The following is a 26,900-nucleotide window of genomic DNA, read 5'->3' on the forward strand; positions in this document are numbered from 1 at the left end:
AGTCTGCGATCGTCAAATATAATTGTCAATAGCGTGCTGTGCATTTGCAAAAACGCAACTAACTAACTTTTTTAAGATGAAAATAAAAGCAATACATCATGTGGCGATTATTTGCTCGGATTACGAAGCATCGAAGAAATTTTATGTAGAAGTATTGGGATGTTCAATTATCAAAGAAACTTTCCGAACCGAGAGGAATTCTTACAAACTAGATTTGCAAGTCGGAAACGGCGACACCATAGAGCTTTTCTCATTTCCCCACCCTCCTGAAAGAGTTAACAATCCTGAAGCTTGCGGTTTGAGACATTTAGCTTTTGCAGTTGAGGACATAGAAGCATCAGTTGCTTACTTAAAATCCCAACAAGTAGAAGTAGAAGAAATTCGCCTGGACGAGATTACAGAAAAACGGTTTACATTTTTCAGAGATCCCGATAACTTACCGTTAGAAATTTATGAAAGTTAAGGAGTCTCTCTATTTTGTCCAGCCGTTATTAAGTCAACCAGTCCGTAGTGCTGACTAGACAAACTGCATCATTCATTCCCAATCTAAAATCTAAAATCTAAAATTGTATAATGGACTATATCATCAGAAACATAATCACGATCGGATTGCCTACTTTAATGCTATTAATAGCGAGAGTAGCGACAGGTAAAACAGGTGACGCAGCCACTTGGTCGGCTTTGAGGAAAGTAGGCGGTTCCTTTGGTATGCTGATCGGTTTAGGTGTGTTGGTATTTGTAGGATTTGTTGCCAATTATTTTAGTTATTTTGTGGTAGATAGCTTGCTGGTGAGATTTTATCAAAAGCGGCGAGTGTTGGAACAGCCAGAACAACTGGTAACAGAAATTGATAAATTGCCGATTACCAACGACCTCAAAATTAAGCTGAAATGGACGGTACTGCACAGCAATAACCAAATTATTAGCTTGAAGCCCGTAATTTTAAAATGGTTTATGCTCGCCGCAAGTGTAGATGCACTCTTGTCAATAACAGGTTACTTGGGAGAATTTAACCTATTATTTGAGTTGAGTTCTCATTTTAAACTACAATATCTATTGGCGGGGTTATCAATTTTTATATTCTTCGCTCTCGTGCGCTTAAAAAAAATATGGTTGCTGGTGAGCGCATTTTGCATTATCATTAACTTGGCGGAAATTGTTCCTTGGTATTTTCCAGCGCCAGCATTTGCAGGAGTAACTCCCGGACAAAACCTGCGGATTTTTCATTCAAATGTTTTAACAAGTAACCGGCGATATTCTGAGGTGATATCGCTGGTAAAAGCAGAGCAACCCGATATCGCGGTTTTTGTGGAAGTTAGCACAGTGTGGGCGAAGGAGTTAGCCGTCTTAAGCGAGATTTTTCCTTACTCTTCCAACCTGCAAGAATCTGAGAGATTTGGCAGTGCAATATACAGCAAGCTGCCTTTAGAAAATGCTTCTATTAAAGCTTTTTCAAAGCGAAGAAAGAGCTTGTTTGCAGATGTGAGATTTCAAGGTAAAATCATTTCTTTGATTCTTGTTCATCCGACTGTACCGATCAAACAGCCGAGTTTTATCGAGCGAAATCGACAGCTAGCAGGCATCGGCGAGTATGCAGCCCAAGTCAAAAATCCGTTGATTGTGGTTGGGGATTTCAATACCACAATGTGGTCGCCTTTCTACAAAAATATGGTAAAAACCGGAAATTTGCGAAATGCGCGATCGGGCTTTGGCATTTTACCGACTTGGCCGACTTTTATGCCACTGGCTTATATTCCGATCGATCACTTTCTAGTCAGCAAAGAAATTGGTGTGTTGAAGATTCGTACTGGCCGCAACGTCGGTTCGGATCATTTGCCGTTAATTACAGATTTGGTTATTTGAAGGCAGGATTCGATATTTTCTAACAAATTATTGATTAACTGGATCTGGTATTCCTGAATATTTGTCTGTAGTGGCTCTTTACTGTCTTGAAAACAGATAACTTTTCCGGCGATTTCCTTGTAGTGTTGCAGCATGGAAAAAGTATCGGTGCTGAAGCGAGCGAGATAGTTTTTAGCAGCCTCGCTGCAAATTTCCGTTACTTGATTGAGATATGCTTCTGACGATTCAGGCGGCTTTTCATACCCAGTTCTTTTATTCAAAATATAGCTAGCACCGCCGACTACTGCGGCTCCCACAGGCCCGCCCAATAGCCAACCTAAGCCTGTGGCGATCGCCACTGGAGCCACTTCGCCCTCGTTCGACTTTTGAGGTGGAGGTGGCGGCGGCTCCGGTAAAGAAACTTGCGGGGATGGAGGAAACGAAATCAAAAGTGCGATCGGCTGTTCTTTCTCAAAGAATTCGCAAGCTTTATTTACCCATTCTGCGATGCTTTGCTGCTGATGTAAGACCTCTCGCTGAAATTTTAGCTTCCACGCATCAAAACTTCCTTCCTGGAGCGACACCGCCATTTCCGATTGATACCGCTGCAAAAGTGTGGGCTGGTAAAGCCAAATCTCGAAATCGGAAACGCTGGCTTGAAAGCCTTTTGATATCAGTTTTTCGGCTTTTTGTTTAATTTCAATTTTGTCTTTGTGCTTTTTTTGAGCGGCAGCTATTTCTGCAGTGACAGTTTCAGCTTTGGCTCGGAGAGAGTGGCAAATTTTAGTAGCTATAGCTTCAATTCTGGGCAACTTAACTGCTAGTTGTTCCTGTTGAGCTGCCACAATACTTTGCAAAGCCGATTCAAACGTGGCAATTCCTGTAGTTTGGGCGGCCGCCACATCTCCTTTCAGCCTCGCCCTCAACGCCGGCAAAGCATCGACGCGGTAGATATTGCTGATATTGTTCGGTAAGTTGGAGCGAAAACTTTCGGCAACAAACAACAAGCGATTGTAAACTTGTTTTTGGTCGTCTGGTTCGAGTAGATTGAGAAAATTGGCAACAAAGACGACAGTGTTGATGTTGCGATCGCTCAACCAATCTCTCAAGTTCTCTCGTTCCCCTAAAGTCATCAATTTGCGAGCATCTAAAACCTGCACAACCAAATCAGCCGTTAGCAATTTATCCCGAACCAAATTATCCTGTTCTTCCCGATCATTGGTTCCCGGCAAATCCAGCAATTCCACACCGGTTTGCAGGAATGGATGGGGACAGTAAACATTCACGGCCGCCACATCATCCCGCATTTGTCTGGCGTCGTCAAGGATGGCGTAGCGTTTCAAAACATCAGTCCCCGGTTCGCTAATTTCCGTGCCGTCTTTCAGGGTAATTTTTGCGTGCAATTCCTCACCGTAGTTGACATAAATGGCAGCACCTGTAGTGGGCACAAGGTCGATCGGCAAAGCCCGATTTCCCAGCAAAGCATTCAGCAAAGTTGACTTGCCGTAATTAAACGGGCCAAAGACAGCAACTTGAAAAGTTGGTTTGGCGAGATAGTCACAGATTGAGGTGGTATCTCGGTAAAGTTGGGAGTTTTTCTCAAGTTCGAGAATACCGAGTGCTGATTTGAGATTGTCAGTCAGGTGTTGATAAATTTCGGGTTGTTGCATATTGTTGTTTTATTTCAAGCGGATGCTAGGAAAGCTTGATATAGTGATTCAATACTCTGCGACTCGGCAGAAACATCAGCCTCCAATTTTTTCAACCGCTGGGATTCAGCCTGACAATTAATCTCGCGAGATTCCTTTTGTTCGAGCAAATTATCTAACTCCGATTTCCGAGAATTAATATCCGCATTCATGCGATCGCCCACTTCTCGCCCGTAAACATCAAAACACTCTTTCACAGCATCGTGAATCGGCTGCCACTGCTCTTGAGCCACCTGCGGCAGATATTTCACTAGCTCTTTTTTCGCGGCTTTTACCAACTGTTTATGAGCTCCGTCTGCTTGCAAAACCCCAACACCCATCCCCAACAACGCCAAGTACAGCGGCCCCAAAACAATCCCCGTCAAACTAGCAAGAATCGTACTAACGCTTAACACAGTAATTAAGTTGAGCAGGATATTTTTCCAATCAAAACCCGCTCCTGCCATTGCTACGCCCGCCAGATTTCCTGTCGTTAACGAGAACAATCCCATCGCCCATTTTGCCCAAGCTGGCGAGTTATCTTCGTTTGAGTTGCTGACTGCTGCTGGTATTTTTTGCCCGGTCAGTTTTTCGGTAATTTTTTCAGTCACTTTCGTGTAAGATGCTCCGTAATTTGCCGCACTTTGTGAGAGTTGCGAAAATGCTGAATTCATTTCTTGTTCAGCCGTGAGAGTCCAAGCTGCTAGTTTGTCGTTGATATACTGCTCGAATGCTCGTTTGAGGGATGCTTCAAAGGCTTCTCGCTTGCCTTGGCTGAAGAAATCTAGAAATCTCAGCTCTGGTTGATACCGTAAGAAATCTGTTTCAAAGGTGTTTTCTAAGTTAAGAACGTAGGCGCGGAAAGAATCTGCGATCGCCCGCGATTTACTATCTCTAACTGCGATAATTTCTTGTTGAAACTCATCGCGAATGTGAGTCAGTTTTTTAAACTCCGGCTCAACTGAATTAATCTTTTCCTTCAACTCATTGACATCGCGATCGAGTAATGGTAATCTGCGCCCAACAGCTTCGCGGACACGAGCAGAAATTTGACGCGCCAAAGTCCTCGCCGGGCGCAATTCCGAAATCGCCCTTTCCTGGGTCAAAAACGTATTCAGTGCCGCCATAAACTCGGGAAAACCAGTTCCTGTCAAATCCGCCTCCGGGTTTTTCATCCGCAGCCTGAGCGCCTTAATTGAGGTAATTGCAAACACTCGCTCGTCGTAAATATCGTGTCCTTCTGTTAAACAATATTCAGCCAAATTAGCTTGAAAAACCCGCCGCAGTTTCCCTTCTGCTTCTGCTAATTCTTCAGGATCATCCGGGTCAATCAAACTTTCCCGCACCTGATCCCAAGCATTGATCAAAAAGAAAATGCTTAATCCGCGATTTTTGATGTAATTTTCTAAATAACGTCTTTCACCCATTGTGCAAGGCTGAGTTGCTCTGAGCACAAACAAAATAGCGTGGCAGTTGTTGATGTAACCCAGAGATAATTCATTGCGGGCTTCTGTATCGTTCAGTCCGGGACTGTCTACTATTTCTATGCCTTTTTCCAGCAAAGGTAAGGGATATTCTACTACGGCGCAATCGATATCTGGAAATGCTGGTTTCTTTTCTTCTTCTAGGCGTTTTGCCTCAGCGGGATCAATTGTGTAGTTCTGTTTAAAACTTTTAAAATCTAGCTGTTTTGGGCTTTTGCCGTCATTGAAATAAACGGTAACTTTTTTTTCTGAACCGTAGCGCAAAATCGTCAGTAAAGCTGTACAGGGATTTACGTCACTCGGTAGTAAATTTTCGCCGATTAACGCATTGAGAAAAGTGCTTTTACCGCGTTTCATGTCGCCTAGCACTAGCAGCCGAAAGACTCCTTGGCGCAAGTTTTTACTGGCGACATCAATGTCCGCGTTGTCTGTTTCTAAACCGAGTTTTCCCGATCCTTCTCCTCCTGCTAATTCTGATTGGTTGATGGCTGTTGCGATGTTGCTGAGGCGAGTTGCAATTTCTCGGCGGACGGCGGCTACTCGCTCTAAATCGTTGAGAAAGTTGCTAGTTTCTACTTTAAGGTTCATGGGTATTTCCTGATTGTTTCCTGCTTGAAATTCTCAACTTTTGTCTTCTTCAATAAACATTTTGTAAGCTATGAAAGCAATGCCTCCCACTATCAGCGCCGCTGCCAGCCAAGATGCTATGCGAACTGCAACGATAACAGCAATTACAATGCCTGTAAATTGAGTCACTGCTATAATTTTTCGGCGCCACTGTTTGAGTTTGCTGTTAACTTTGCTGTCTGGTTCTTGGTACTTGCTTGTTAGATGTTCTGGCACTGAGCGGTCAATTTCGGCTTCTAGTTCGCGGAGCCGAATTTCTTGTTCGCGCTTCCGCAGTTCTTGTTCTTTGCGCCGGAGTTCTCGGGATTTGTTGTCAGGAGAATTCATAAATTTTAGCCTTTTTTCCGCTGGAAAAATGTGTTATTTATTGTCTATGTTGCGGAGCGATAAGTTCTCTACGACTGTAACTCACATTTTCCCGCGTGTCGAGAAATGTTAAGAAATTTTAAAAATAGCGATCCGCTTAATTAGCCGATCGCCCTACGCCCTAGACTAGCCACTGCAAATCATCAATAGCCTTCGGGCCCGATAGTAGTGCGATCGCACTCCGCTTCCGACAAATCAACCAAGCGCGATCGAAATAAGTTGCAGCCCGCTAATTGAGCTTTGCTTAACTTTGCTTTCTCCAAATTAGCTCGGCTCAAATCCGCATATCTCAAATCGGCATATCTCAAATCTGCATTGTACAAATCCGCACCTTGCAAATTAGCTTTCTGCAAATTCGCACCTTGCAAATTGGCGTGACGCAAATTTGCTCTTGATAAGTTTGCTCTGGATAAAGTTGCTTCTGACAAGTTAGCTTGATAAAGTTGAATGTCGCCCAATTCAGCATCTTGCAAATCGGTTTTATAAAGATTGGCTTGAGTCAAATTTCCGTAGGGCAAATAAGCTCGCCTCAGAACGCTACCAGAAAGATTTATTTCTGTCAAATCTGCTTGAAACAAGTTATGTTCACTTAAGTCAACGGCGTTAAAGTTTCGCTGGCCCTCAGCATACTGAGCAAGCAATTCCTCAGCGCTTAGCTTTTGCATTTTCATTCCTCATGACGACAGCTACTGCAGCCAATCCATAACAGTAATTAATGGTTATTATTCTGCGTATTTATACTTATGTCTCTTATTATGTTAAGCTTGTGTAACAACAGTCGCATTTTTTCTAAGATTTTTTTTATATTTGTAAATTTCTGCCTTGCTCAACCATTAAACGGTTAGTAATGTCAAGATCGATCGAGAAACCAAAGTCAATCCTCTACTGAAATATGCCAGAACTTCCTCTCTCCATTGCTCAGCACTACCACGAACGGACAAAATACGACCCTGAAACCATTGCTGCTAAAAGTAGACAGCTAGATTGGACAGAGCAACCTGTGCCTTTCAAAGAATATAAAATTGGAGCGTATTTTGACCTCAAGCCTTATCTAAAAGACCCCTCGGAGGATGCCGATCCCGATCCCGATGCCGCTTGGTGGCATCGGTTATCTAGCTTGTTGCTGTGCAGCTACGGCTTGACGGCGAAAGTGCAGACGGTAGACGACAGCTACCTGTATTTGCGATCTGCACCGTCGGCGGGTGGACTCTACCCTGCAGAGGTTTATTTAATCTCCCGTGGCACTGCCCAGTTGCCGGCCGGGCTCTACAACTATCAGTGCAGAACTCATTCACTTGTTCATTTTTGGGACAGTCAAGTTTGGCCGACCTTGCAAGCAGCTTGTTTCCAGTCGCCAGCGCTAGAAAATACCCAATTGGCGATCGCTATCACCACTGTTTTTTTCCGTTCTTCTTGGCGTTACGAAGACCGAGCTTATCGGCGAATTTTTCTAGACACCGGTCATTTATTGAGCAATATCGAGTTAGCTTGCGCCGTCAACGATTACCGACCTCACCTGATTGGAGGATTCGCCGACGAAGCTGTCAATGAATTACTGTACATCGACTCGGAGCAAGAAGGAGCGATTTGTGTAGTTGCTTTAGCCGACTTGCTAGATATTGACCAAAACTTGCCTAAATTTAAAACAGCTTTGCCCGGAAACACCACCACGGATTACCCGAAAATTTCCGAAGGTCAACTGTTAAAATACCTCCACAAAGCCACGCATTTAGAATCAGACCCTACCGGAGCGGATGGCTGGAAACTTGATGAAAGTGAAGGGGAATTAGAAGATAAATACAACTTTCCATTTTGTACTAAAGTTTCGACGGTCACTCCTTCGATTCCTTGGGGAGTGAACCTGGAAACTTTAGAAAACACTATGCTCAAAAGGCGTTCTACCCGTGCTTATACAGGTGCTTCTTTGAGCTTGGGCGAACTGCTAGCTATGCTCGATTTTACTTACCAGCCGCAGCACTATATCGACCAAGGATTAGACGGTTATCCCGACTATTTTGATTTAAGCTTGATCGAGACTTTTATTGCTGTTTCGGGAGTGAATGGATTAGAAGAAGGCTGTTATTATTATGCTCCGAAAGCTCAAGAATTGCGGCAAATTCGGTTTAAAAATTTCCGCAGGGAACTGCATTTTTTGTGTTTGGGGCAAGACTTGGGCAGAGATGCGGGGGCGCTGTTGTTTCACACGGCGGATTTGAACAGGGCTGTAGCAAAATATGGCGATCGAGTTTACCGCTATTTGCACATGGACGCGGGTCATTTGGGCCAGCGGTTGAACTTAGCAGCTATACAACTGCGTTTGGGTGTCAGCGGTATCGGGGGCTTTTTTGACGATCGCGTCAATGACGTTCTCGGTATTCCTGCGGGTGAGGCTGTGCTTTATATTACAAGTCTGGGCAGACCTCGATCGTAAGAATGACTTAGTTGTTATTTGTCAGTAGTATTGCTTCACTAAGCCCAGGCGCATCTAAATTTTACAGTCAAGTTTGATGAAGTTAACATCTTACACCATTCTCAAGAACAGGCAAGATGCCTGTTCCACAAAGAGTGAAAATATTGTGGGGAGTAGGGGTTGGGCGTCCCGCCCGCCCTAAAAATACAACTTAAATGCGAGACAGCTTACCTCTTTAATTTAATCTTTTCCTATTACTATTTCCCAATACAAAACCTACTAAATATTCTGTCGAGTACTGATTCTGTCACTTCTTCGCCCGTAACTTCCCCCAATGCTTGAATTGCACCGCGCAAATCTATTGTCCAGAAATCTAAAGGCAATTTATTGCTCATAGTATCTGTGCATTGTTCCAGAGAAATTTTAGCTTTAGTTAACGCCGCTGCTTGTCGCTGGTTGATTGCTAAGTCTGAGTTTGCTGCTTGCAAATTTCCCCCGCTGACAGCATCTAAAATTGCTGTTTCTAAGTCTTCTATGCCTCGATCGAGGGCTGCTGCTGCGGTAACTATTGGGTGAACTTCAGGGGAAAAAGGTAATTCAGGAATTATTTTTACTAGGTCGATTTTGTTGATAATTATAATTAGCTGGCGGTGCTTTACTTGTTCGTAAATTTCCGAATCTTCCTCTGTCCAGCCCGATTGCGCGTCAATTGTCAACAACACTAAATCGGCTTGTTTTGCTGCGGCGCGCGATCGCTCAACGCCAATTTTTTCTACCTTGTCTTCGGTTTCTCGAATTCCCGCAGTATCGAGCACCTGCACCGGAATGCCGCCCACAACTAGCTGCGACTCTACCACATCCCGCGTCGTACCGGGCAAATCCGTGACGATCGCCCGATCGCTCTTACTCCACGCATTCAGCAAACTCGATTTGCCCACATTCGGTCGCCCAACAATCGCTACTTTCAAACCAGTTCTCAACAATTCTCCACGATCTGCAGTCGCCAAAATTGTTGACAATTCCTCCAAAACATGATTTATTTCCAAAGAAGTTTTAGCTTCATCTAAAGGTGGCAAATCTTCCTCAAAATCAATTCTTGCCTCAATTTCTGCCAGCACGTCCAAACAAGTTGTTCTCAATTTGCGAATTGGCTGCGCTAATTTTCCTTGCAAACCAGCTAAAGCACTTTGTGCAGCAGCGGGCGATTTTGCTCCCACCAAATCTGAGATACTTTCAGCTTGAGTTAAATCCAGCCTCCCGTTCAAAAAAGCCCGCAGAGAAAACTCTCCTGGCTGCGCTAATCTCGCCCCATTTTCCAAACACAATTGCAAGACTTGCTGCACGGCCATAATGCCGCCGTGACAGTGAAATTCCACCACATCTTCGCGAGTAAAAGAACGCGGCGCTTTCATGATTAGCAGCAAAGCTTCATCGACTAATTCTTGAGTTTTGGGGCGACGGATGTGGCCGTAAAGAATGCGGTGAGACTCCCAAATTTGCCTTCCTGGGGCGCAAAACAGAGTTTCGGCAATTTTTAAGGCTGCGGAACCGGAAACTCGCACAATGCCGACGCTGCCTTGTTGGGGAACTATGGCAGTCGCGATCGCTGCGATCGTTCCTCCTTTGGTTAATGATTCAGACATTTTTATTGTTCACACATTTAAAAGTTCTCTCAATATCCTGTTTTTGAGTATCAGGCAATTGCTTCTCGGTATTCGAGAGTATAAATCTCTAGTTCGTCATTCAAAAAAAATAAATTTCCGCCCTTTTGGGCAAGCTGCACGAGTTTCTGAGTCACAGGGCAAGGGAGATTTTTTAATCTTTTTCCTGCGATCGCTAATTGCTCGCAGGCTTCGAGAGACAGGATAAATTGAATTAGGGATTCAACCAGTTGTACTTTCATTTGAGTCACCTCCGCCCCGGTTGTTAAATTATACAGTTTTCATTGAGAGGATAAACAATTTCAGCATTTTTTTCCTAAGATATTAGAAGAGCGTGGTCACCGCACTGGACTTGGCTAGCCAATCCGATCGCCTGTTTGTCCAGTCAGTCGATTTTAGATTTCAGATTTTAGATTGACTCCACAAATGAATCGGGTAGCTTGAACTGGTGTCTAAAATTTTGGGAGGCTAACGACTCCTGTCGGAAAGCAACTATCCGTTTTTGGGTAGGAGTCAGGGTTCGATCGAACTTAAATTACTCAGCCAAATATTTTGGCTATTCTGATTTTATGCGATAATGGAAAATTGATAGGGTAGAGGGCAAAGCATGATTGGTCAACTTCTAGACAGACGTTACCGCATCATTAAAGTCACAGACTCAAGTGAGGTGGGAAAAACTTATTTAGCAGCAGATACTCACCGTCCGGGGTATCCGCAATGCACGGTTAGAGAAATGCGGCTACCCGGCACAAGTTCGCAAACTCCAGAATTAGTCAAAGTTATATTTCAAAGAAACGCAGAAATAATTGAAAAATTGGGAAAACACGACAAAATCCCGGAATTATTGGCGTATTTTGAGGAAAATCAAAGTTTATACTTAATTGAAGAATTTATTGCGGGATTACCTTTAAGTCAAGAACTAATACCCGGTCAACCTTGGGATGAAGACCAAGTAATTAATCTGCTATCAGAAATATTAGAAATTTTGGTGTTCATCCACGAGAAGGGTTTTATTCACCGCAGAATTCAACCAGACAGAGCAATCCGGCGCGAGTCAGACGGCAAATTTGTATTGGTAGACTTTAGCTTAGACAAAGAAATTAACCCGGAACTTGCTAACTGTCATTTGTTGTCGCAAACTTCCCCAAACTCTGTTAAACGGCCTGTGGCAAAAAAACAGGATTTGGTGACCCAGGAGTTATACGTGCCGATCGAGCAATTGAGCGGCAACCCCCGTTACAATAGCGACATCTACGCTCTAGGTACGATCGCCCAGATTGCTGTCACCGGACTCTCACCCAACGAACTGAGTGCCTTAAAAAACAACAACGAAATTTCCTGGCGAAACCGGACAACTTGTTCGGCAGCCCTAGCAGATATTATTGATCGAATGGTGCGGCCTGACTGCGAGGAACGTTATCAGGAGGCCGCCGAAGTTTTAGCAGACCTCAAACAAATCGCCGTAAAATTGGAGGTTGAGCCGCCGCCAGCCACCATCATCACGGACGCTATGAGTCAACCGCGAAGACAAAGCCAAACCAAACTGCTGCTATTGGCTGCAACAGCGGCAGCTTTAATCTTGACTGCTGTCATAATTTACTTTTGGCAGAGTCAAAGTCCCGCGAGGGCAAAAGAATTGTTAGCGCGCGGCGTTACCAAGGCGCAGCAAGGTGACACAACAGGCGCGATCGCCGATTATACTCAAGCGATCGCCATGAATGCCACCGATGCGGAAACTTACTACAAGCGGGCAAACGCTCGCTATGACATGGGGGCAACCGAGCAAGCAATACAGGATTACACGCAAGCAATTAAAGTCAATCCTAGCCACACCAAAGCTCTCTACAATCGAGGTATGGCCCGCCTCGACATCGGGGACAAGCGGGGGGCAGTGGAAGATTTCACTCAAGTAGTGCGACTCAATCCCAGCGACGGTGAGGCATACTCTCAGCGGGGTTTAGCCTACTACGATTTGGGTGACTACCGCACAGCAATTGAAGACTACACTCAAGCAATTCGGCTCAGTCCCAACGATGCTACAGCTTACAGCAATCGGGGTTTAGCTCGATCGGCTGCAGGCGACAAAACAGGAGCAATGGCAGATTTTACTCAAGCCATTCAAATTAGTCCCAAACAAGCTGGCGTATACTACAGTCGTGGTCGATCGCGGTTTAATCTGGCAGATTATCAAGGAGCGATGGAAGATTATAGTAAGGCGATCGAATTGCAACCAGATCTCGCTGACGCTTATACCAATCGGTGCAGCGCTTACTTGAATTTGGCCACCTACGACAAAGCGATTGCAGATTGCACCGAAGGAATTCGCCTTGCTCCAAAAGATGAAGCAGCTTACAACAACCGCTGCATTGCTTATCTGAATTTAAAACAATTTCAAAAGGCTAGCGAAGATTGCAGTTTGACGATCGGACTCAACGGCAACAATCCCAAAGCATACAGCAATCGAGGATTAGCTCGATCGGCTTCGGGAGACAAGCAGGGAGCTTTAGAAGATTTTACTCAAGCAATTCGCCTCAATCCCAGCGATGCAGTAGCATACAGCAATCGCGGTACTATTTACTCAGAACTAAAAAATTACCCTTTAGCGGTTGAGGATTTCGCTCACTCGCTGCGGCTCAACCCCAACAATGCTAGCGCTTTTTACAGCCGAGGCCTCGTCCGCCGCCAACTCAAAGACCGTGCTGGGGCGATCGAAGATTTTCAGAAAGCTGCAACCTTGTTTCTAGAACAAGGAAGAGCCGATGGTTTCCAAAACGCACAATCACAAATCAACGACTCTAAATAAACTATTAGTCACGATTCAGATGTTAAAAAAAGAAGAAAAAAGGAAGAAGGAAGAAGGAAGAAGGAAGAAGGAAGAAGGTCAAATTACCAACTCCCCGTTACCAACTCCCCGTTACCAACTCCCCGTTACCAATTCCCAATTACCACCTCCCCGTTACCAATTCCCAATTATCGATATGAACATGGTTGGTCAACTTTTAGACAGGCGTTATCGCGTAGTACAAATTCTCAGTTCAGGAGCTTTTGGACAAACTTATTTAGCTGTCGATACTCGCCGGCCGGGCCATCCTCAATGTGTAGTCAAACAACTGCGCCCTCCCAGCAACACTTCCACAGTTCTCAAAACAGCTTATCGCTTATTTAAACAAGAAGCAGAAATATTAGAAAAGCTGGGGAAACACGATCAAATTCCATTTTTACTAGCTTATTTTGAAGAAGCCAATCAATTCTACCTCGTCGAAGAGTTTGTCCCCGGACACGCCCTAAATAGAGAAATTGTGGCCGGTCAACCTTGGCGAGAAGAACGAGTGCTGGATCTGTTGCAAGAAGTGTTACAAGTTCTCGCCTTCGTACACTCTCAGGGAGTGATTCACCGCGATGTTAATCCCTCCAACTTAATCCGCCGCAAACCAGACGGCAAATTAGTTTTAATTGACTTCGGTTCGGTTAAAGAAGTTGCCAGTCACGTCAGCGAGTACGATACAGAATTTCCGCGCACCATTGCTACTGGAACTCCGGCTTATATGCCGATCGAACAATTTCAAGGCAACCCGCAATTTAGCAGTGACCTCTATGCAGTCGGGATGATGGCAGTCCAAGCTATCACTGGTTTACCCGGTACGGATTTGCCAAAATTGCAAGATCCGAGTCCTTCTCATACGGGGGAAATTGTTTGGCGAAACCGAGCTCAATGTTCTGTGGGATTAGCCAATATAATTGACAAAATGGTCTGTCACCAATTTGCCAAGCGCTATCAATCTGCGGAAGAAGTTTTGGTAGCTCTCAGCAAGTTGAGACACCGCCAAGAGCCGATGAATCCGGCTCACAAGAAAAGTATGGCTCCCACCTTAGTTTCTTCTGATAGTTTTTCGTCACGTTTGGGAAGTAGATTTTGGTTGCTGGTTTTGGCGGGCGTCGGGGTGGCAATAGTTCTGATATTTCTGTTTAGTTATTGGAGCCGCCCGAATCCGATTAAAGCTAAGGAATATTACGAAGAGGGAGTGGAAAAGTCTCGCAATCAAGATGCGGATGCAGCTTTGCAGGCTTTTAATAAGTCAATTCAATTGAATCCTAAAAATGCTGAAAGTTTTTACCAGCGCGGTAATGCTAATTATGATTTACAAAAGTATCAAGAAGCAATTGCGGATTATTCTCAGGCCATCGCTCTCAATCCTAAATATGTTCAGGCTTATTTTAACCGTGGCCTAGCCCGTCACGATTTTAACGACAAGCGTGGGGCGATTGAGGATTACACTCAAGCTTTGAATCTCCAGCCCAATGATGCTGATACATATTATGAAAGAGGAGTTGCTTATTTAGAAATGCAAGATTACAAGGCGGCTATTCAGGATTTTACCGAAGTAATTCGGTTGCAGCCGAAGCTTGTTAAAGCTTATCATTCGCGGGGGTTGGCTCGTGCTGGGAGCGGAGATTTGCAGGGGGCGATTGGAGATTATACTGAGGCAATTAAACTTGATGCTAAGAATGTTGATGCTTTTTACAGTCGGGGAAGAGCTCGCTTTCACCTAGGAGATTATCAGGGAGCTTTGGCGGATTATTCTCAGGTAATTGCGATCGATCCCAAGAGTGGAGATGCTTACGCTAATCGTTGCAGCACGCAGTTGAATTTGGGAGCGCCTCAAGCGGCAATTGACGATTGCACTCAGGCAATTTCGTTGAGCGAGGAGGATGGGGTCCCTTACAACAATCGCTGCATTGCTTATTTAAATTTGAAGGATTATCCGAAAGCAATTGCCGATTGCACTCAAGCGCTGACAGTGAATCCGAATGATTTTAATGCTTTTAACAATCGTGGTTTAGCTCGCAGCGCAGGGGGTGACGCCCAGGGTGCGATCGCAGATTTTACAGCAGCAATCGGGTTCAATCCCAACAATGCGGAAGCTTACGCCAATCGGGCTAAGATTTATCAGGAGTTAAAGAATTACAATAGTGCGATCGCAGATTACGTGCAAGCTATTCGGATCAGCCCGAATTATGCTGCTGCTTACTACGGTAGAGGCATGGTTCGTCGCTCCTTGGGAGACAAAGCAGGAGCAATTAGCGATTTAGAAAAAGCCGGCAAAATGTTTCTCGATCAAGGGCTTACTGGCGGTTACAAAGATGCACAATTTGAGATTGAGAAGCTCAAGTAGTCAGTTGTCAGTTGTCAGTTGTCAGTTGCTAGTTGTTAGTCATCAGTCAACAGTCAACAGTCAACAGTCAACAGTCAACAATGCCCCATGCCCAATTCCTTTTAAGAATTTTGAAGTCGTTTAACCAATTCATAAAACGGTTCCCAATTATCCTCAATAGCTATGGGTTCCCAAACAGCCTCAATCGTCGGTCTCAAGAGCGATTGTTCGGGATTGTGCTTCCGCAACCTGTCCGCCATTTGATCCATATCATCCGTAGACAAACTTTGCAAAACGTGATAATAAAACTGTCGCCAAGGTGCTATCAAGTCCGCCGGTTCCGCCTCAGCAAAAATTAGACTAGCATCATCTCGCCAAGTGCGATCGAACTGTCTTCGCAATTCAAAAAAGAAATCCTGATAGCCGACTTGAGACTCCGCCAGCATTTTAATTGTCACCTTCAACAACTCATCTCCCTCAGCCTCTGGCAAATCCTCAAATCCCAATCTATTTAGCATCAACTGCCGATAAGCTGCATTATAATAATCGCCAAACTTTGCCAAACCCGCATCCATATCAGCTTGAGGAATCGCGGCTGCTAGCGGTTGCTGGAGCTTCTCTAAATTTCCCTTACAAATAAACGGTTGATTGCCGTAACAATAAAGACCGTAATGGTCGAAATAAGCTGCTGTAAATTCCGGCTTGTAAGTTGGGATAAAAGCGAAAGGCCCGTAATCGAAACTTTCTCCAGTAATCGACATATTATCAGTATTTAGCACGGCGTGGCAAAATCCTGCTGCCATCCATTGAGCGACTAATTCAGCTACTCGCTTGACTAAATCTGCATAAAATAGCGCATATTTTTCGGCAGGCGACACACCCGCATTACTTGCTTCTAAATGCAGTTCAGGATAGTAATATTCAATAACAAAATCTAAAAGTTTTTTAGTTAAATCCGGTCTGCGGATATAGTGCAATCTTTCAAAAGTTCCAAACCGGATGTGAGAATGACTGAAACGCACCATTACGGACGATCGCGTCGGTGATGGTTCGTCACCCCGCCACAAAGCCTCGCCCGTTTCAACTAAACTAAAACAGCGGGATGTCCTAACTCCCAACCTGTGCAAAGCTTCGGCGGCTAAAACTTCGCGAATTCCCCCTTTGAGAGTGAGTCTACCATCAGCGTGCCGCGAGTAGGGCGTGCGGCCGGAACCTTTCGTGCCGAAGTCGTAAAGTCTGCCGTCAGTCCCGCGAACTTGACCGTACAAAAAGCCTCTACCGTCGCCTAAATTCGGGTTGTATTCGTTGAATTGATAGCCGTGGTAACGGAGTGCGAGAAAGGGACGGACACAATGAAATTCGCCGAACGCTTCGATAAAATGTTGGTCGGTTACTTGTGCGGGGTCTAAACCCAATGTCGGCAATAATTTGTCATTGCGGAAACGCAGGATGTGCTGCGGAAAATCGGCCGCAGGGACTTCATCGAAATAGTCGCCGCCGAGGGATTCTATCGCGGGTTCGTAGTTGAGGGAAAGCAAAGGATTTGACATTTTTCTATTTTATCTTGAAATTGGCTATCACTCCAAATTATATACGGGTAATGTGCGTACTGCATTGGCCTCAACAATCGCCTCAAACCCTTTGTATTTCTCGTTTATAGCCGAGTTCGATACCCTTCATATTCCGGCAGTCAGGTCGGAATGATATCAAATCCGCGCTTAATCGTCGGGCGTAAAGTCGAATCAACCTCGCAACAAATAATTCGCGCAATTTTCATTTTTTTGACCCCTCCTTCTACAGTCAACAGTCAACAGTCATCAGTCATTAGTCATTAGTCATCAGTCATTAGCCAACAGTCAACAGTCAACAGTCAACAGTCAACAGTCAACAATAATGGGGTTGAAGGCTGAAATTTTTAAAATTTTAGTGGGATTCACCAGCTAATATACCTTTTTCCCTATTTAAAATTGGTCAACACCCCGTAAATCGCCCAAATTGCCATCGCCCGCAAATAGTGACTCGCCCGAAAAGTTCCCCCCGCCGTAATCGCTTCCGGCGTGCGAAACTGCAACCCATTTTCATAAATCTGTTTCACCACAGCATCCGTCAATTTAAAAGCTTTCTCCTCCATCCCCATCTGTACCAAAAAAGCCGCCAACCCAAAATTAATCCCCGTCCAAACTTCCAAAGGATGAGTCGCATTGGGATTTTCCGGCGAACCATTCAGCATCACTCCATTTGCCGCACCGAACTCGCCATCGTTGAACTTCAAAAAGCAAGAATCGTACACAGTTTCTAGAGCACTGGCTGCACATTCCGGTGGCACAATATCCGGTAATCCTAACAGCTTCGCGTAAAATTGACCGCACAGTTGGTCGGTCATCACCACTTCGGAATTACTCTCGCTGTCCAAACGGTAATATTGACCGTTCCAAAGTTTTTCTTGATAGCTCGGTCTTGCTTGTAACAGCCAACTGTGATATAATGCTATCTTTGTTTGAGGGTTAGGAATTATCTCCGGTGCTGCATCTTCCAAGATTTCGCCGATCGCGATCGCAGCCTCCAGCGCCGCCAACCACAAACCCCCGCAATACGCACTGATTCCCCGCATTTGCCAGTCATCAAACGTCTGATCCGGTGCTCCCGAATTCTCAGGAATTCCGTCCCCATCCTCATCAAAAGTTTTCAGATAAGCCAAAGCCTCAACAATTGCCGGCCAACACTCTTGCAGAAACTCACAATCTGTGCCGCCAGTCAAGAGGAAATCCCGATAAACCTGCAACACAAAATCGCAAGGCAAATCCTTCCACAAATTGCAATCTTGATAGCTAGTATAATTCGTTTTCTCCCAAGGATGTTCGTTAGGAGCACCCAAATCGTGCGGCGTCGCACCGACAGCTTTTCTAATAGCCGAAGCTTGATTCCAGCCAATAATTCTCGGCGTATCGTCTCCGGCTGAAATTGCCCTAGCGAACGCTAAAACCACCGACTTTTCCAAATCCGGCCACAGCATCAACAAAGCAAAAGAACCGTAAAGCCGCACGTCCAAACTTTCGTACCAGCGATAATCAATGCACTCCAAAACTGCAAATTGACCCTTGGGATCGCGTTCGTCAGCCGCACTCCACAGAGTACCGCCGTCTGTCAGGGCGTATAACTCGTTAAACAGCGCCATTTTAAAACTATCTGACAAATCTTTCCGTTCTAAAATGGGTTTTTGCCAAGCTTCGATATTTTCGCGCCAAGTATCGGAATGCTTCATTGCAGTGCGAATAATCGGCCAAGCATTTTTGCCGTTGCGGCCGAAGAAATCAGTATAGCGGCGGTAGTACCAAACTCCCGATGCAAACTCAGTAACGGGCAAATCCCAAGCTATAATAAAGGGAATTTTGCGAGTTTTTCCCGGTCTAATAGTAAAGCGAACTGCGATCGCACAAGCCAACTGTTCTCCGGCGGCTGCGGCTGTCTCATCTTTGTCATCCAACAAGAAACCTTCAGCAGAAAAGTTGCGCCAAATATCGTCACCGTTCCCCGCCGGGTTCCAACGAGTTTGATAGAATACTTCTACCGCTGGATTAGTAATAGTTGCGATCGCCCATTGTCCATCCCCCTCTTGCGGTTCGTCCTCAGCAGTCAACCGCGTCATCACGCAACCTATCCGGTGAAAATCTTCCACCAACAAATTCAAATTTCCGGCACTTTCTCCCCACCGGGGTTGATAGTCATAAAATGGACTGCCATCATCTCGAACCATCACTTTCGGCGACTTATTGGCATTAGTAAACCAACCAACAATATTCTCCCAAGTCAGCATGATGCTGAGAGTGATCGGCGCATCTGTAGGATTGTGCGCCACCCATTCAAACATGGCTACTGGGTAACTGCTTTCCTGATAATTGTTCGGCAAAATTGGCGAAAATTGCTCGCAGCTTAATTGAGCCTCAAATACATTTTCGTAAACATACCAACTGCGCGGATACAAAGCATGATAACTCCCCGAAGAATTAGACTCTTCCCCGGTTCTTTCTTCTTCTTCCCTTCTTCCTTCTTCCTTCTTCTTTCTTCCTTCCGATGGATACCATTTCCAACTAGATAAACTGCCATCGGTAGGCGGTTCAGTGGAAAGTGCAAAAGCTTGTTTCTTGCCTTGAGTTTCTTCAAAAACGCTGAACTGACAAGCTGGCAAACTGCGAAAAATGTGCTCGCCGCCGTCAATGTGCCAGAGGTTAAAGTCGCCGCGGGACGATCGCCCGATGCAGCCGGCACCGAACCCACCCAGAGGCATTCCGTGCCAGGGCCCGTCGTCGAGATTGCTTGCGTAGCGGACTGTATAGGGATTTTCCCAACCGAGGCCGATGGGACGTTTCCAGGTTTGTGGGGGGATGTTTGGAGTAGATGTGCGATCGTTATTCATGTGATTAATCTTAGCGCTCGATCGAGCTTTACAATTTTTTTTATTTTATTTTAAACTTTTATCGCTCGAACCAATACCGATATTTCCGAAGATTCTTGACGGTTGATTGTTGGCTAAAAGTAATTGCGTTCATGGCTGCCGGATTAATCAATTTTCCAATCTAAAATCTAAAATCTAAAATCTAAAATCTAAAATGGTTTGGGCGATCGCCTAACGGGGAAGAATATCATCTAGGCGAATTTGCCATGTCTTTAACAGAGGAGAAATAATCGGTTGACCAAGGCGAAATTGTTGCTGACTGTAATCTTGGTCAATTAGTTGGCAAACGGTGATAGTAGGTTGTTTTGGTTTACCGATAAAAGCCACACCCCCCAATCCGCGATAATCAACTATCCAATATTCTGGAATCCCTAAAATAGCATATTCTTCAACTTTTCTGGCGTAATCTGTTTCCCAGTTAGTGCTGACGACTTCTACCACTAATTTAATAGATCGTCCCAGCGTAATCACAGGTTCTCTTTCCCAAAGAGGTTCGCTGACAATAGCAGTTTCATCTAACACGACAATATCGGGACGGCGGGCAGTAGCTGCATCTGAGAATGGACGGATTAAACAAGTGCGCGGAATGAACCAGGGTAATTTTTCGGCTGTGATGGCGATGCCGATTTGAGTTGCTAGTTTACCGCTGACGGTTTCGTGTGGGCCTGTGGGTTCCATGTCAACTAATTCTCCGTCAGCGAGCTCGTAGCGGAAGTTGTCACAATATCGATCGAGGAATGTTTCAAAAGTTAGGATTTTGGGCGCGGTGTAAGCCATTGGAAACTAATAGTTTTTTGCTTAAAATCTTATTCTATCAACTAATCAAATCCCAAATCAGAACCTTTCCCCGCGTGAACCAGAGCCAACTTTTCGTAATGCTTAGCGTGTTCCACCAACTCGGCTGCTTCTTCCTCAGAGACATCCCGCAGGCGTTTGGCAGGCACTCCCGCAACTAGCGTGTGAGGGGGAACGTCCTTGGTGACAACAGCCCCTGCACCGACGATAGAGCCTGTTCCCACCCTCACTCCGTTCAGGACGATCGCCCCAATCCCGATCAGGCAGCCCCGTTCAATGTAAGCTGAGTGAATCACCGCTCGGTGTCCGACTGTCACGAAATCTTCCAAAACAGTCGGTTTCCCCGGATCGCCGTGCAGAATTGCTCCATCCTGGATATTGGTACTTGAGCCGATCGCAATTCGCTCTACATCCGCCCGCACCACCGCCCCGTACCAGATACTAGCGCCCGCAGCCACCTCTACCCTGCCGATGACAACAGCGCCTTCAGCGACAAAAGCCGCTTGGGATAGATCAGGCAAGGGCCAATAGGAAGAAAGTGCAGGCAGAGATTCGTTGAGATTGCTCATTTGTTGGTCGATCGTTATACTTCTAGCAGATTAGCTGGTTGTTGATACGGGATATAATAAAAGTATTTGGCACTTTTGCAGAGAAAATATGCTGGGACGCAAATAAATGATTGAAGTTGCCTTGCAATACCCGATGTTTGGCCCGGAAATTCAGTGTCCCCACTGTCGCCAAACAATTCCGGCTTTAACGCTAACGGATACCTATTTGTGTCCGCGTCACGGGGCATTTGAGGCAGATCCAAAAACGGGGGAACTGGTTCACCTTCAGTCTGGGCGGCACTGGCGCCGCTGGGAAAATGAATGGTATCGCCAGCACACGCACCCGGACGGGATTCGGTTTGAAATTCACGAAGCGCTCGATCGACTCTATACTCAAGGCTACCGAGCAACTCGCGTGATCGTTGCTCAACGCTATCGGGACTTAATCAGCGCTTATTTGGAACGCAGCACGCCTTGGCGCGGTCAGTCGGAATCGCCCCGGCCGAGGCTGTACGGTTTGCCTGTGGATTTTAGCCCCGATCCCCAAGAAGACCCTTGTTGGGAAGTGATTAATTTTGATTTGGAAAAAGAGCCGGGAGTTCCGATTAGATATCCCTATTTTCGGTTGTTTGAATAAGTGAAGGAAGAAGGAAGAGGGAAGAAGGAAGAAGGAAGAGGGAAGAAGGAAGAAGGAAGAAGGCTCTATTGCTTTCGCGCTAAAGATGCGACCGTTTTTAATTCCGAATTACGAATTTACCCTCTAAAATCTAAAATCCTAAGCCGGAATTCCTACTTCCCTTCTAAAATCTAAAATCTAAAATCTAAAATCTAAAATCGAATGCACCACGCCTCGATTCGCACTGCTAACATTCACCGGGCGATCGCCTTTTACGAACAGTTGGGATTTACTGTGAGCGATCGCTTTACCACAGGTTACACCCTAGCCTGTTGGATGGAAGGTCTCAACGGACGCATCGAACTCATTCAAATCCCCGAACCAAAACCCGCACCGGATGCTTTCGGAGACGAGCACTATGTTGGATATTATCATTTATCTTTCGATTTAACGGAGGCGACAACTGACTTACCTAGTTGGTTACAGTCTCTGAAAGAACGGTTTGAGGAAGCTGCTAAAGACCAACCAAACCAGTTTCAAGCTTTAAAAGTTTTATTAGAACCGACTCAACAGGCGATCGGGCAAAATGTTTACGAAGTAGCTTTTATTGCCGATACTGATGGTTTGCCCTTAGAATTTATCCGGCGGCTGAATTAGTTAATGACTAACGACTATGGATAATCATTCTCTCTCTCACTCGCAAACTGAGAATAGTTATTACTCTTAATCGCTCATAACTTTCCCTACCAACTTAACAATATTTTTATATAATCTACTATATTTTTAACTCAAAATCTAGTAGATTATATTTTTGATGCTATAATATGAATATCTATTCATATTATCATTTGTTAGAAAAAACCTAGGAAAAACCATGCAAAAAGCCAAATCGAGCGATTCCGGCTGCTGTAGTTGCAGTCACGACGACGACAATCGCACCCATGAGAATCATCACCACGACGACCACGACCACGACCATGACCACGGGAACGGAGATTTTAACCTCAAGCAAGAATTGATTCCTGTGATATTGGTTGTTGTACTATTTGTCGGCGGTTTAATTTTTGAAGAAAAACTGCACAACACGCCCTATTTTATAGGTGAATATCTGGTTTTCATCCCAGCCTATCTTTTAAGCGGATGGAATGTTTTAACCAGTGCGGGTCGCAATATTCTGCGAGGTCGATTTTTTGATGAAAATTTCTTAATGACTATAGCAACACTCGGCGCTGTAGCTATTCACAAACTCCCTGAAGCAGTCGGGGTGATGTTATTTTTCAAAATCGGAGAACTTTTTCAAGAATTTGCGATCGGGCGATCGCGTCAATCGATCCGATCGCTTTTAGAAATTCGCCCAGATTATGCCAACCTCAAGGACAACGGCGACATCAAAAAAGTTTCGCCAGAAACCGTAGCCGTCGGCGATATTATCCTTGTCAAACCGGGAGAAAAAATTCCCTTAGACGGTGAAATTATAGACGGCAATTCTCAGATTGACACATCTGCATTAACTGGAGAATCTGTACCTCGAACCGTGAAAGTTGGAGAAACAGTTTTAGCAGGAACAATTAACCAGACAGGAGTTCTCACCGTCAAAGTTACCAAACTCTTCGGCGAATCTTCAATCTCCCGAATTCTGGAATTAGTAGAAAATGCCAGAAGCAAAAAAGCTGAAACTGAGAAATTTATCACAAAATTTGCCAGTTACTACACGCCTTTTGTAGTATTTGCATCGCTAGCAGTGGCTTTAATTCCGCCTTTGTTCATTTCAGAAGCAACTAATGCCGATCGCTTTTTATGGGTTTACCGCGCCCTAGTCTTGTTAGTTATTTCCTGCCCTTGCGGATTGGTGATTAGCATTCCTCTCGGATATTTTGGGGGAATTGGCGGTGCAGCTAAGGGCGGTATTTTGGTTAAAGGCTCGACTTTTCTAGATACCCTGACAGCAGTCAAGACAGTTGTTTTGGACAAAACAGGAACTCTGACTAAAGGAGTGTTTAAAGTATCACAAATTGTGCCTACAAATGGTTTGGCCCAAGCAGCGTTAATGGAAATAGCCGCTAAAGTAGAATCTCAATCAAATCACCCCGTCGCGAAATCTATTATGGAAGCTTACGGCGGAAAGATAGATTCATCGGATGTTAAAGATTACGAAGAAATAGCGGGACATGGCATTCGAGCAAAAGTAAATAATCAAATTGTGCTTGCGGGAAATGACCGTTTGCTGCACCGAGAAAATATCCCTCACGATGTCTGCAATGCTGAAGGTACTGTCGTCCATTTAGCGGTAGACAACAGCTACGCTGGCTACATTTTAATTGCTGACGAGCTTAAGGAAGACGCAGTACAGGCTATTCGCGACCTCAAAAAATTAGGTGTTGAGCGCATCGTGATGCTAACAGGAGATAATCAAGCTGTAGCCGATAGTGTTGCGAAAAAGCTCGGTTTAGATTCCTATTTAGCCGAGTTATTACCCGAAGGAAAAGTCGAGGCGATCGAAAAACTAATCGGCGAATCTAGGAAAGGCGATAAAATTGTTTTTGTCGGGGATGGAATTAATGATGCACCCGTGCTTGCTAGGGCTGATGTGGGCATAGCGATGGGGGGTTTGGGCTCCGATGCGGCGATCGAAACTGCCGATGTTGTAATTATGTCAGATGCACCGTCAAAGGTGGCTGAAGCAATCCAAATTGCCCGAAAAACTCACAATATTGTCTGGCAAAATATCATTTTTGCCATGTTAGTTAAAGGCATATTTATTGCTTTGGGTGCTTTTGGGTTAGCTACCATGTGGGAGGCAGTTTTTGCCGATGTTGGGGTAGCTTTAGCAGCTATTTTCAATGCGACTAGAGTTTTGAAATAGAGTGTTCGCAGGGCGGGCCTTGCCCAACTTACGCCACAATTGAAACATACATTTTGAGGTCAAAAATACTATGCGTCGTCAACGTTCTCAGCCCTGGATTCACCGCTATTCTCGTCCCATCACGGCAGGAATTGCCTCAATAGGGGCTGCGATTACTGCCTATCTAACAGTGGTCAAGTTATCCAACGGAACGGCAGTTTGTCCGATCGAAGGCTGCGATATCGTGCTTTCGAGTCCCTATGCCTATGTCTTTGGTTTGCCTCTTTCTTTGTTCGGTTTTTTGGGCTATTTGAGCATGATAGTTTTTGCCGTAGCTCCCCTACTTGTTAATCCCGCAGAACAGAAGAGTCTCCGCTCTAAGTTAGAGTCTTGGACGGGACTATTTCTGTTTGCTGGTAGCACGGCTATGACGATTTTTAGTGGCTATCTGATGTATGTACTGGCTGTTGATATCAAAGTAGCTTGTATTTACTGTGTGGCGTCTGCTTTGTTTGCAACTACCTTGTTTGTCTTAGCATTAATCGGTCGCGAATGGGATGATATCGGGCAACTATTTTTTATAGGAATTCTGGTGTCTATGTTAGTCCTGATTTCCTCTCTGGCTCTTTATGCCGATGTCAATAATCTCGGTACAGCTAAGGAAACAAGTATGAATACCACAACATCCTCTGGTACTTCAGAAATTGCTTTAGCCCGACATTTAAAAAGAGTGGAAGCTAAAATGTACGGCTCTTTTACTTGCGATCACTGTCAAGCACAGAAGGAAAGTTTTGGCAAAGAAGCGGCTCGCATTCTCAATTATATCGAGTGCAATCCGCAAGGGAAAAATGCTCGCCGCGATCTTTGCGAAGCTGCCAAGATTCAGGGTACTCCTACTTGGGAAATTAATGGTAAGTTTTACCCAGGGCAAAAATCTTTGCAGGAGTTAGCTGATTTATCAGGTTATCAGGGAACTCGCGAATTTAAAAACCTCTCAAATCAGGAACGGTGACAAGAGTGATTTTTGGCGATCGACCTCATCATAGTCGATCGCACGCATCTCGGTTAATTTGCTGGTTTTCAGTCAACAGATTCTCAGTTTGCAATTACCCTTTGCAGTAATTCCCTTGGTAATGTTTACCTCGAACCAGCGCTTAATCGGAGAGTTTGTGAATCCATTTTGGCTGAAAGCGGTAGCTTGGTTAGTGGCTAGTATTATAGTAGGATTAAATAGGGGTTGGTGAATAATCGATCGCAAATCAATAACAAGAGCGATCGATATATTCAAGCTCTGCTAAAGATAAGTTTTATCTGTACCAACTGCCCCAAATTATAATTGGGGATTATCTCCTACCCAAAATTAGGTGTTCTTTTTCCAAATAGACATAAAAACATACAAAAAACCCGACGCCACCAGGTAGAAAGGTTCATAACTAAAAAAGTAATAGCAATAGCTATTTGTGAAAACTTATCAAGTTTTGTCATCACTCGATTGAGACAAAATCTTCGTTTTCCTAGCCCAAATTTGCCCTTAATAGCATTGCGAATGCTATCATATTTCAACGCTTGCCTCTTGTTCTATTTACTGACATGAGATGGGAGTATTGCTAGGGTTAGCCCACGGATTCTAATTCCTTTTTCATGACACTAAGCTCCGTTCTCTATTGTACGATAAATTCGATCCGCATGAACTGATTCAGGATAATATCCTGTGAATCTATAATAAGCTTCTACTTGGGCTTTTAAGTCCCCTGATTCGTTAAAGCTATCCCAGATAATTCGGTTTAAAAATACAGATCCTTCAAAACAGGGTAGTGCCCTGAAGGAAAGGAGGGAGTAAACTTAAGCTACTATTAGAGAGAAGTGTTTGCCATTGCTAATATGACAGTAGAAATTAATTCTTGCCCCAATTGTGGCTGCGAAGAAGTTAGTCGTAACGGTCAGACTCGGCATGGTAAACAAAACTACAAATGTCGAGAATGTGGTCGTCAATTTGTTCTAAATCCCGCGTGGAAAGCTATTACGAAAGAACAACAGGAGTTAATGCAGCGGATGCTACTTGAACGTATTTCTCAAGCCGGAATTGCTCAGTTATTACAAGTGTCATAAGATACAGTGCAGCGCTACGTAAATGCCCGAGCTTTTGTTGTTAAGAAGCAAGTGGAGGTGAGTTTCAAGCCAAAAAAGCGCCTGAATGTTCAGATGGATGAGTTATGGTCGTTTGTGGACAATAAAGGCAATCAGCAGTGGGTCTGGCTTGCATTGGATGCCCAGACTAGGGAAATTGTTGGTGTACATATTGGAGATCGTAGCGCAGTATCAGAAGAGTGCCTTATGGCAATACTCCGGACAGTTTTTAAGCAGCCAAAGTACCATAAGACAAGACTGAAGGAAGATTAGGATGGTTTAAAATCA

At 44.7% G+C, this 26,900-nt stretch carries 22 protein-coding genes and 1 pseudogene; 12 read left to right on the forward strand and 11 right to left on the reverse strand.

All coding sequences use genetic code 11. From position 1 onward, the window contains the following. Positions 1-76: 76 nt before the first annotated feature. Complete coding sequence (gloA2, locus tag QUB37_RS02785) at positions 77-463, forward strand: SMU1112c/YaeR family gloxylase I-like metalloprotein (protein ID WP_333158863.1); 387 nt, start codon at positions 77-79, stop codon at positions 461-463. Between the two features lie 110 nt (positions 464-573). Continuing rightward, positions 574-1,863 carry an endonuclease/exonuclease/phosphatase family protein gene (locus tag QUB37_RS02790; RefSeq protein WP_333158864.1) on the forward strand — a complete coding sequence of 430 codons (1,290 nt, stop codon included), beginning with the start codon at positions 574-576 and terminating at the stop codon, positions 1,861-1,863. Here the strand turns inward: QUB37_RS02790 and QUB37_RS02795 are convergent. The 4 genes from QUB37_RS02795 to QUB37_RS02810 all read right to left on the reverse strand — a co-directional run bounded on the left by QUB37_RS02795 (position 1,830) and on the right by QUB37_RS02810 (position 6,672). Next, a complete protein-coding gene (locus tag QUB37_RS02795; RefSeq protein WP_333158866.1) occupies positions 1,830-3,512 on the reverse strand; it encodes a dynamin family protein in 1,683 nt (560 codons plus the stop codon). The genes QUB37_RS02790 and QUB37_RS02795 overlap by 34 nt on opposite strands. A 14-nt stretch (positions 3,513-3,526) precedes the next feature. Continuing rightward, on the reverse strand, positions 3,527-5,602 hold the full coding sequence (locus QUB37_RS02800) for a dynamin family protein (protein WP_333158868.1): 2,076 nt from the start codon (positions 5,600-5,602) through the stop codon (positions 3,527-3,529). A 33-nt stretch (positions 5,603-5,635) separates the two neighbouring features. Beyond that, positions 5,636-5,968, reverse strand: coding sequence for a hypothetical protein (locus QUB37_RS02805; protein ID WP_333158870.1), 333 nt, complete (start codon positions 5,966-5,968; stop codon positions 5,636-5,638). 182 nt (positions 5,969-6,150) lie between these two features. Beyond that, positions 6,151-6,672 (reverse strand): pentapeptide repeat-containing protein, encoded by a 522-nt coding sequence (locus QUB37_RS02810; protein WP_333158872.1) that lies wholly within the window; start codon positions 6,670-6,672, stop codon positions 6,151-6,153. 227 nt (positions 6,673-6,899) lie between these two features. Here QUB37_RS02810 and QUB37_RS02815 point away from each other — a divergent pair, with 227 nt between their 5' ends. Continuing rightward, on the forward strand, positions 6,900-8,438 hold the full coding sequence (locus QUB37_RS02815) for a SagB/ThcOx family dehydrogenase (protein ID WP_333158874.1): 1,539 nt from the start codon (positions 6,900-6,902) through the stop codon (positions 8,436-8,438). A 236-nt stretch (positions 8,439-8,674) separates the two neighbouring features. Here QUB37_RS02815 and mnmE read toward each other — a convergent pair whose 3' ends face one another. Both mnmE and QUB37_RS02825 read right to left on the reverse strand, forming a co-directional pair. Then, the gene (mnmE, locus tag QUB37_RS02820; protein ID WP_333158876.1) at positions 8,675-10,060 is read right to left on the reverse strand and encodes a tRNA uridine-5-carboxymethylaminomethyl(34) synthesis GTPase MnmE; all 1,386 of its coding nucleotides are present in this window, start codon (positions 10,058-10,060) and stop codon (positions 8,675-8,677) included. A gap of 50 nt (positions 10,061-10,110) precedes the next feature. Beyond that, positions 10,111-10,320 carry a hypothetical protein gene (locus tag QUB37_RS02825; protein WP_333158878.1) on the reverse strand — a complete coding sequence of 70 codons (210 nt, stop codon included), beginning with the start codon at positions 10,318-10,320 and terminating at the stop codon, positions 10,111-10,113. A gap of 365 nt (positions 10,321-10,685) precedes the next feature. On the opposite strand from QUB37_RS02825, the gene QUB37_RS02830 reads away from it, so the two are divergent. Both QUB37_RS02830 and QUB37_RS02835 read left to right on the forward strand, forming a co-directional pair. Continuing rightward, positions 10,686-12,881, forward strand: a complete 2,196-nt coding sequence (locus QUB37_RS02830; RefSeq protein ID WP_333158880.1) for a tetratricopeptide repeat protein — start codon at positions 10,686-10,688, stop codon at positions 12,879-12,881. After that, positions 12,838-15,252 (forward strand): tetratricopeptide repeat protein, encoded by a 2,415-nt coding sequence (locus tag QUB37_RS02835; protein WP_333158882.1) that lies wholly within the window; start codon positions 12,838-12,840, stop codon positions 15,250-15,252. Before QUB37_RS02830 ends, QUB37_RS02835 begins: the two co-directional genes overlap by 44 nt. 101 nt (positions 15,253-15,353) lie before the next feature. Here the strand turns inward: QUB37_RS02835 and QUB37_RS02840 are convergent, their stop codons facing one another. The 4 genes from QUB37_RS02840 to QUB37_RS02855 all read right to left on the reverse strand — a co-directional run bounded on the left by QUB37_RS02840 (position 15,354) and on the right by QUB37_RS02855 (position 21,048). Next, a complete protein-coding gene (locus QUB37_RS02840; protein WP_333158884.1) occupies positions 15,354-16,781 on the reverse strand; it encodes a protein adenylyltransferase SelO family protein in 1,428 nt (475 codons plus the stop codon). A 407-nt stretch (positions 16,782-17,188) separates the two neighbouring features. Further along, positions 17,189-19,645, reverse strand: coding sequence for a GH116 family glycosyl hydrolase (locus tag QUB37_RS02845; RefSeq protein WP_333158886.1), 2,457 nt, complete (start codon positions 19,643-19,645; stop codon positions 17,189-17,191). A 210-nt stretch (positions 19,646-19,855) separates the two neighbouring features. Further along, positions 19,856-20,461, reverse strand: coding sequence for a Uma2 family endonuclease (locus QUB37_RS02850; RefSeq protein WP_333158888.1), 606 nt, complete (start codon positions 20,459-20,461; stop codon positions 19,856-19,858). Between the two features lie 41 nt (positions 20,462-20,502). Beyond that, positions 20,503-21,048 (reverse strand): gamma carbonic anhydrase family protein, encoded by a 546-nt coding sequence (locus QUB37_RS02855; protein ID WP_333158891.1) that lies wholly within the window; start codon positions 21,046-21,048, stop codon positions 20,503-20,505. 106 nt (positions 21,049-21,154) lie between these two features. Between QUB37_RS02855 and QUB37_RS02860 the strand changes: the two genes are divergently transcribed. The 5 genes from QUB37_RS02860 to QUB37_RS02880 all read left to right on the forward strand — a co-directional run bounded on the left by QUB37_RS02860 (position 21,155) and on the right by QUB37_RS02880 (position 25,729). Further along, on the forward strand, positions 21,155-21,664 hold the full coding sequence (locus QUB37_RS02860; protein ID WP_006631343.1) for a TIGR02652 family protein: 510 nt from the start codon (positions 21,155-21,157) through the stop codon (positions 21,662-21,664). A gap of 201 nt (positions 21,665-21,865) precedes the next feature. Then, the gene (locus QUB37_RS02865; protein ID WP_333040106.1) at positions 21,866-22,300 is read left to right on the forward strand and encodes a VOC family protein; all 435 of its coding nucleotides are present in this window, start codon (positions 21,866-21,868) and stop codon (positions 22,298-22,300) included. 217 nt (positions 22,301-22,517) lie between these two features. Beyond that, positions 22,518-24,506: a heavy metal translocating P-type ATPase gene (locus tag QUB37_RS02870; RefSeq protein ID WP_333158893.1), complete on the forward strand. Its 1,989-nt coding sequence runs from the start codon at positions 22,518-22,520 to the stop codon at positions 24,504-24,506. Positions 24,507-24,576: 70 nt separating this feature from the next. Continuing rightward, positions 24,577-25,497, forward strand: a complete 921-nt coding sequence (locus QUB37_RS02875; RefSeq protein ID WP_333158895.1) for a vitamin K epoxide reductase family protein — start codon at positions 24,577-24,579, stop codon at positions 25,495-25,497. Between the two features lie 58 nt (positions 25,498-25,555). Next, entirely contained in the window at positions 25,556-25,729 is a 174-nt protein-coding gene (locus tag QUB37_RS02880; protein WP_333158897.1) for a divalent metal cation transporter, read from the forward strand. A 40-nt stretch (positions 25,730-25,769) separates the two neighbouring features. On the opposite strand, the pseudogene QUB37_RS02885 reads toward QUB37_RS02880, so the two are convergent. Further along, positions 25,770-26,294, reverse strand: a pseudogene (locus QUB37_RS02885) (transposase); the annotation flags it as partial. 72 nt (positions 26,295-26,366) lie between these two features. Between QUB37_RS02885 and QUB37_RS02890 the strand changes: the two are divergent. Both QUB37_RS02890 and QUB37_RS02895 read left to right on the forward strand, forming a co-directional pair. Beyond that, positions 26,367-26,594 (forward strand): IS1/IS1595 family N-terminal zinc-binding domain-containing protein, encoded by a 228-nt coding sequence (locus tag QUB37_RS02890; RefSeq protein ID WP_333158899.1) that lies wholly within the window; start codon positions 26,367-26,369, stop codon positions 26,592-26,594. A 6-nt stretch (positions 26,595-26,600) separates the two neighbouring features. After that, positions 26,601-26,885 (forward strand): IS1 family transposase, encoded by a 285-nt coding sequence (locus tag QUB37_RS02895; RefSeq protein WP_333158901.1) that lies wholly within the window; start codon positions 26,601-26,603, stop codon positions 26,883-26,885. Positions 26,886-26,900 lie beyond the last annotated feature (15 nt).

Source organism: Microcoleus sp. AT3-A2, assembly GCF_036705685.1.
Classification (GTDB): domain Bacteria; phylum Cyanobacteriota; class Cyanobacteriia; order Cyanobacteriales; family Microcoleaceae; genus Microcoleus.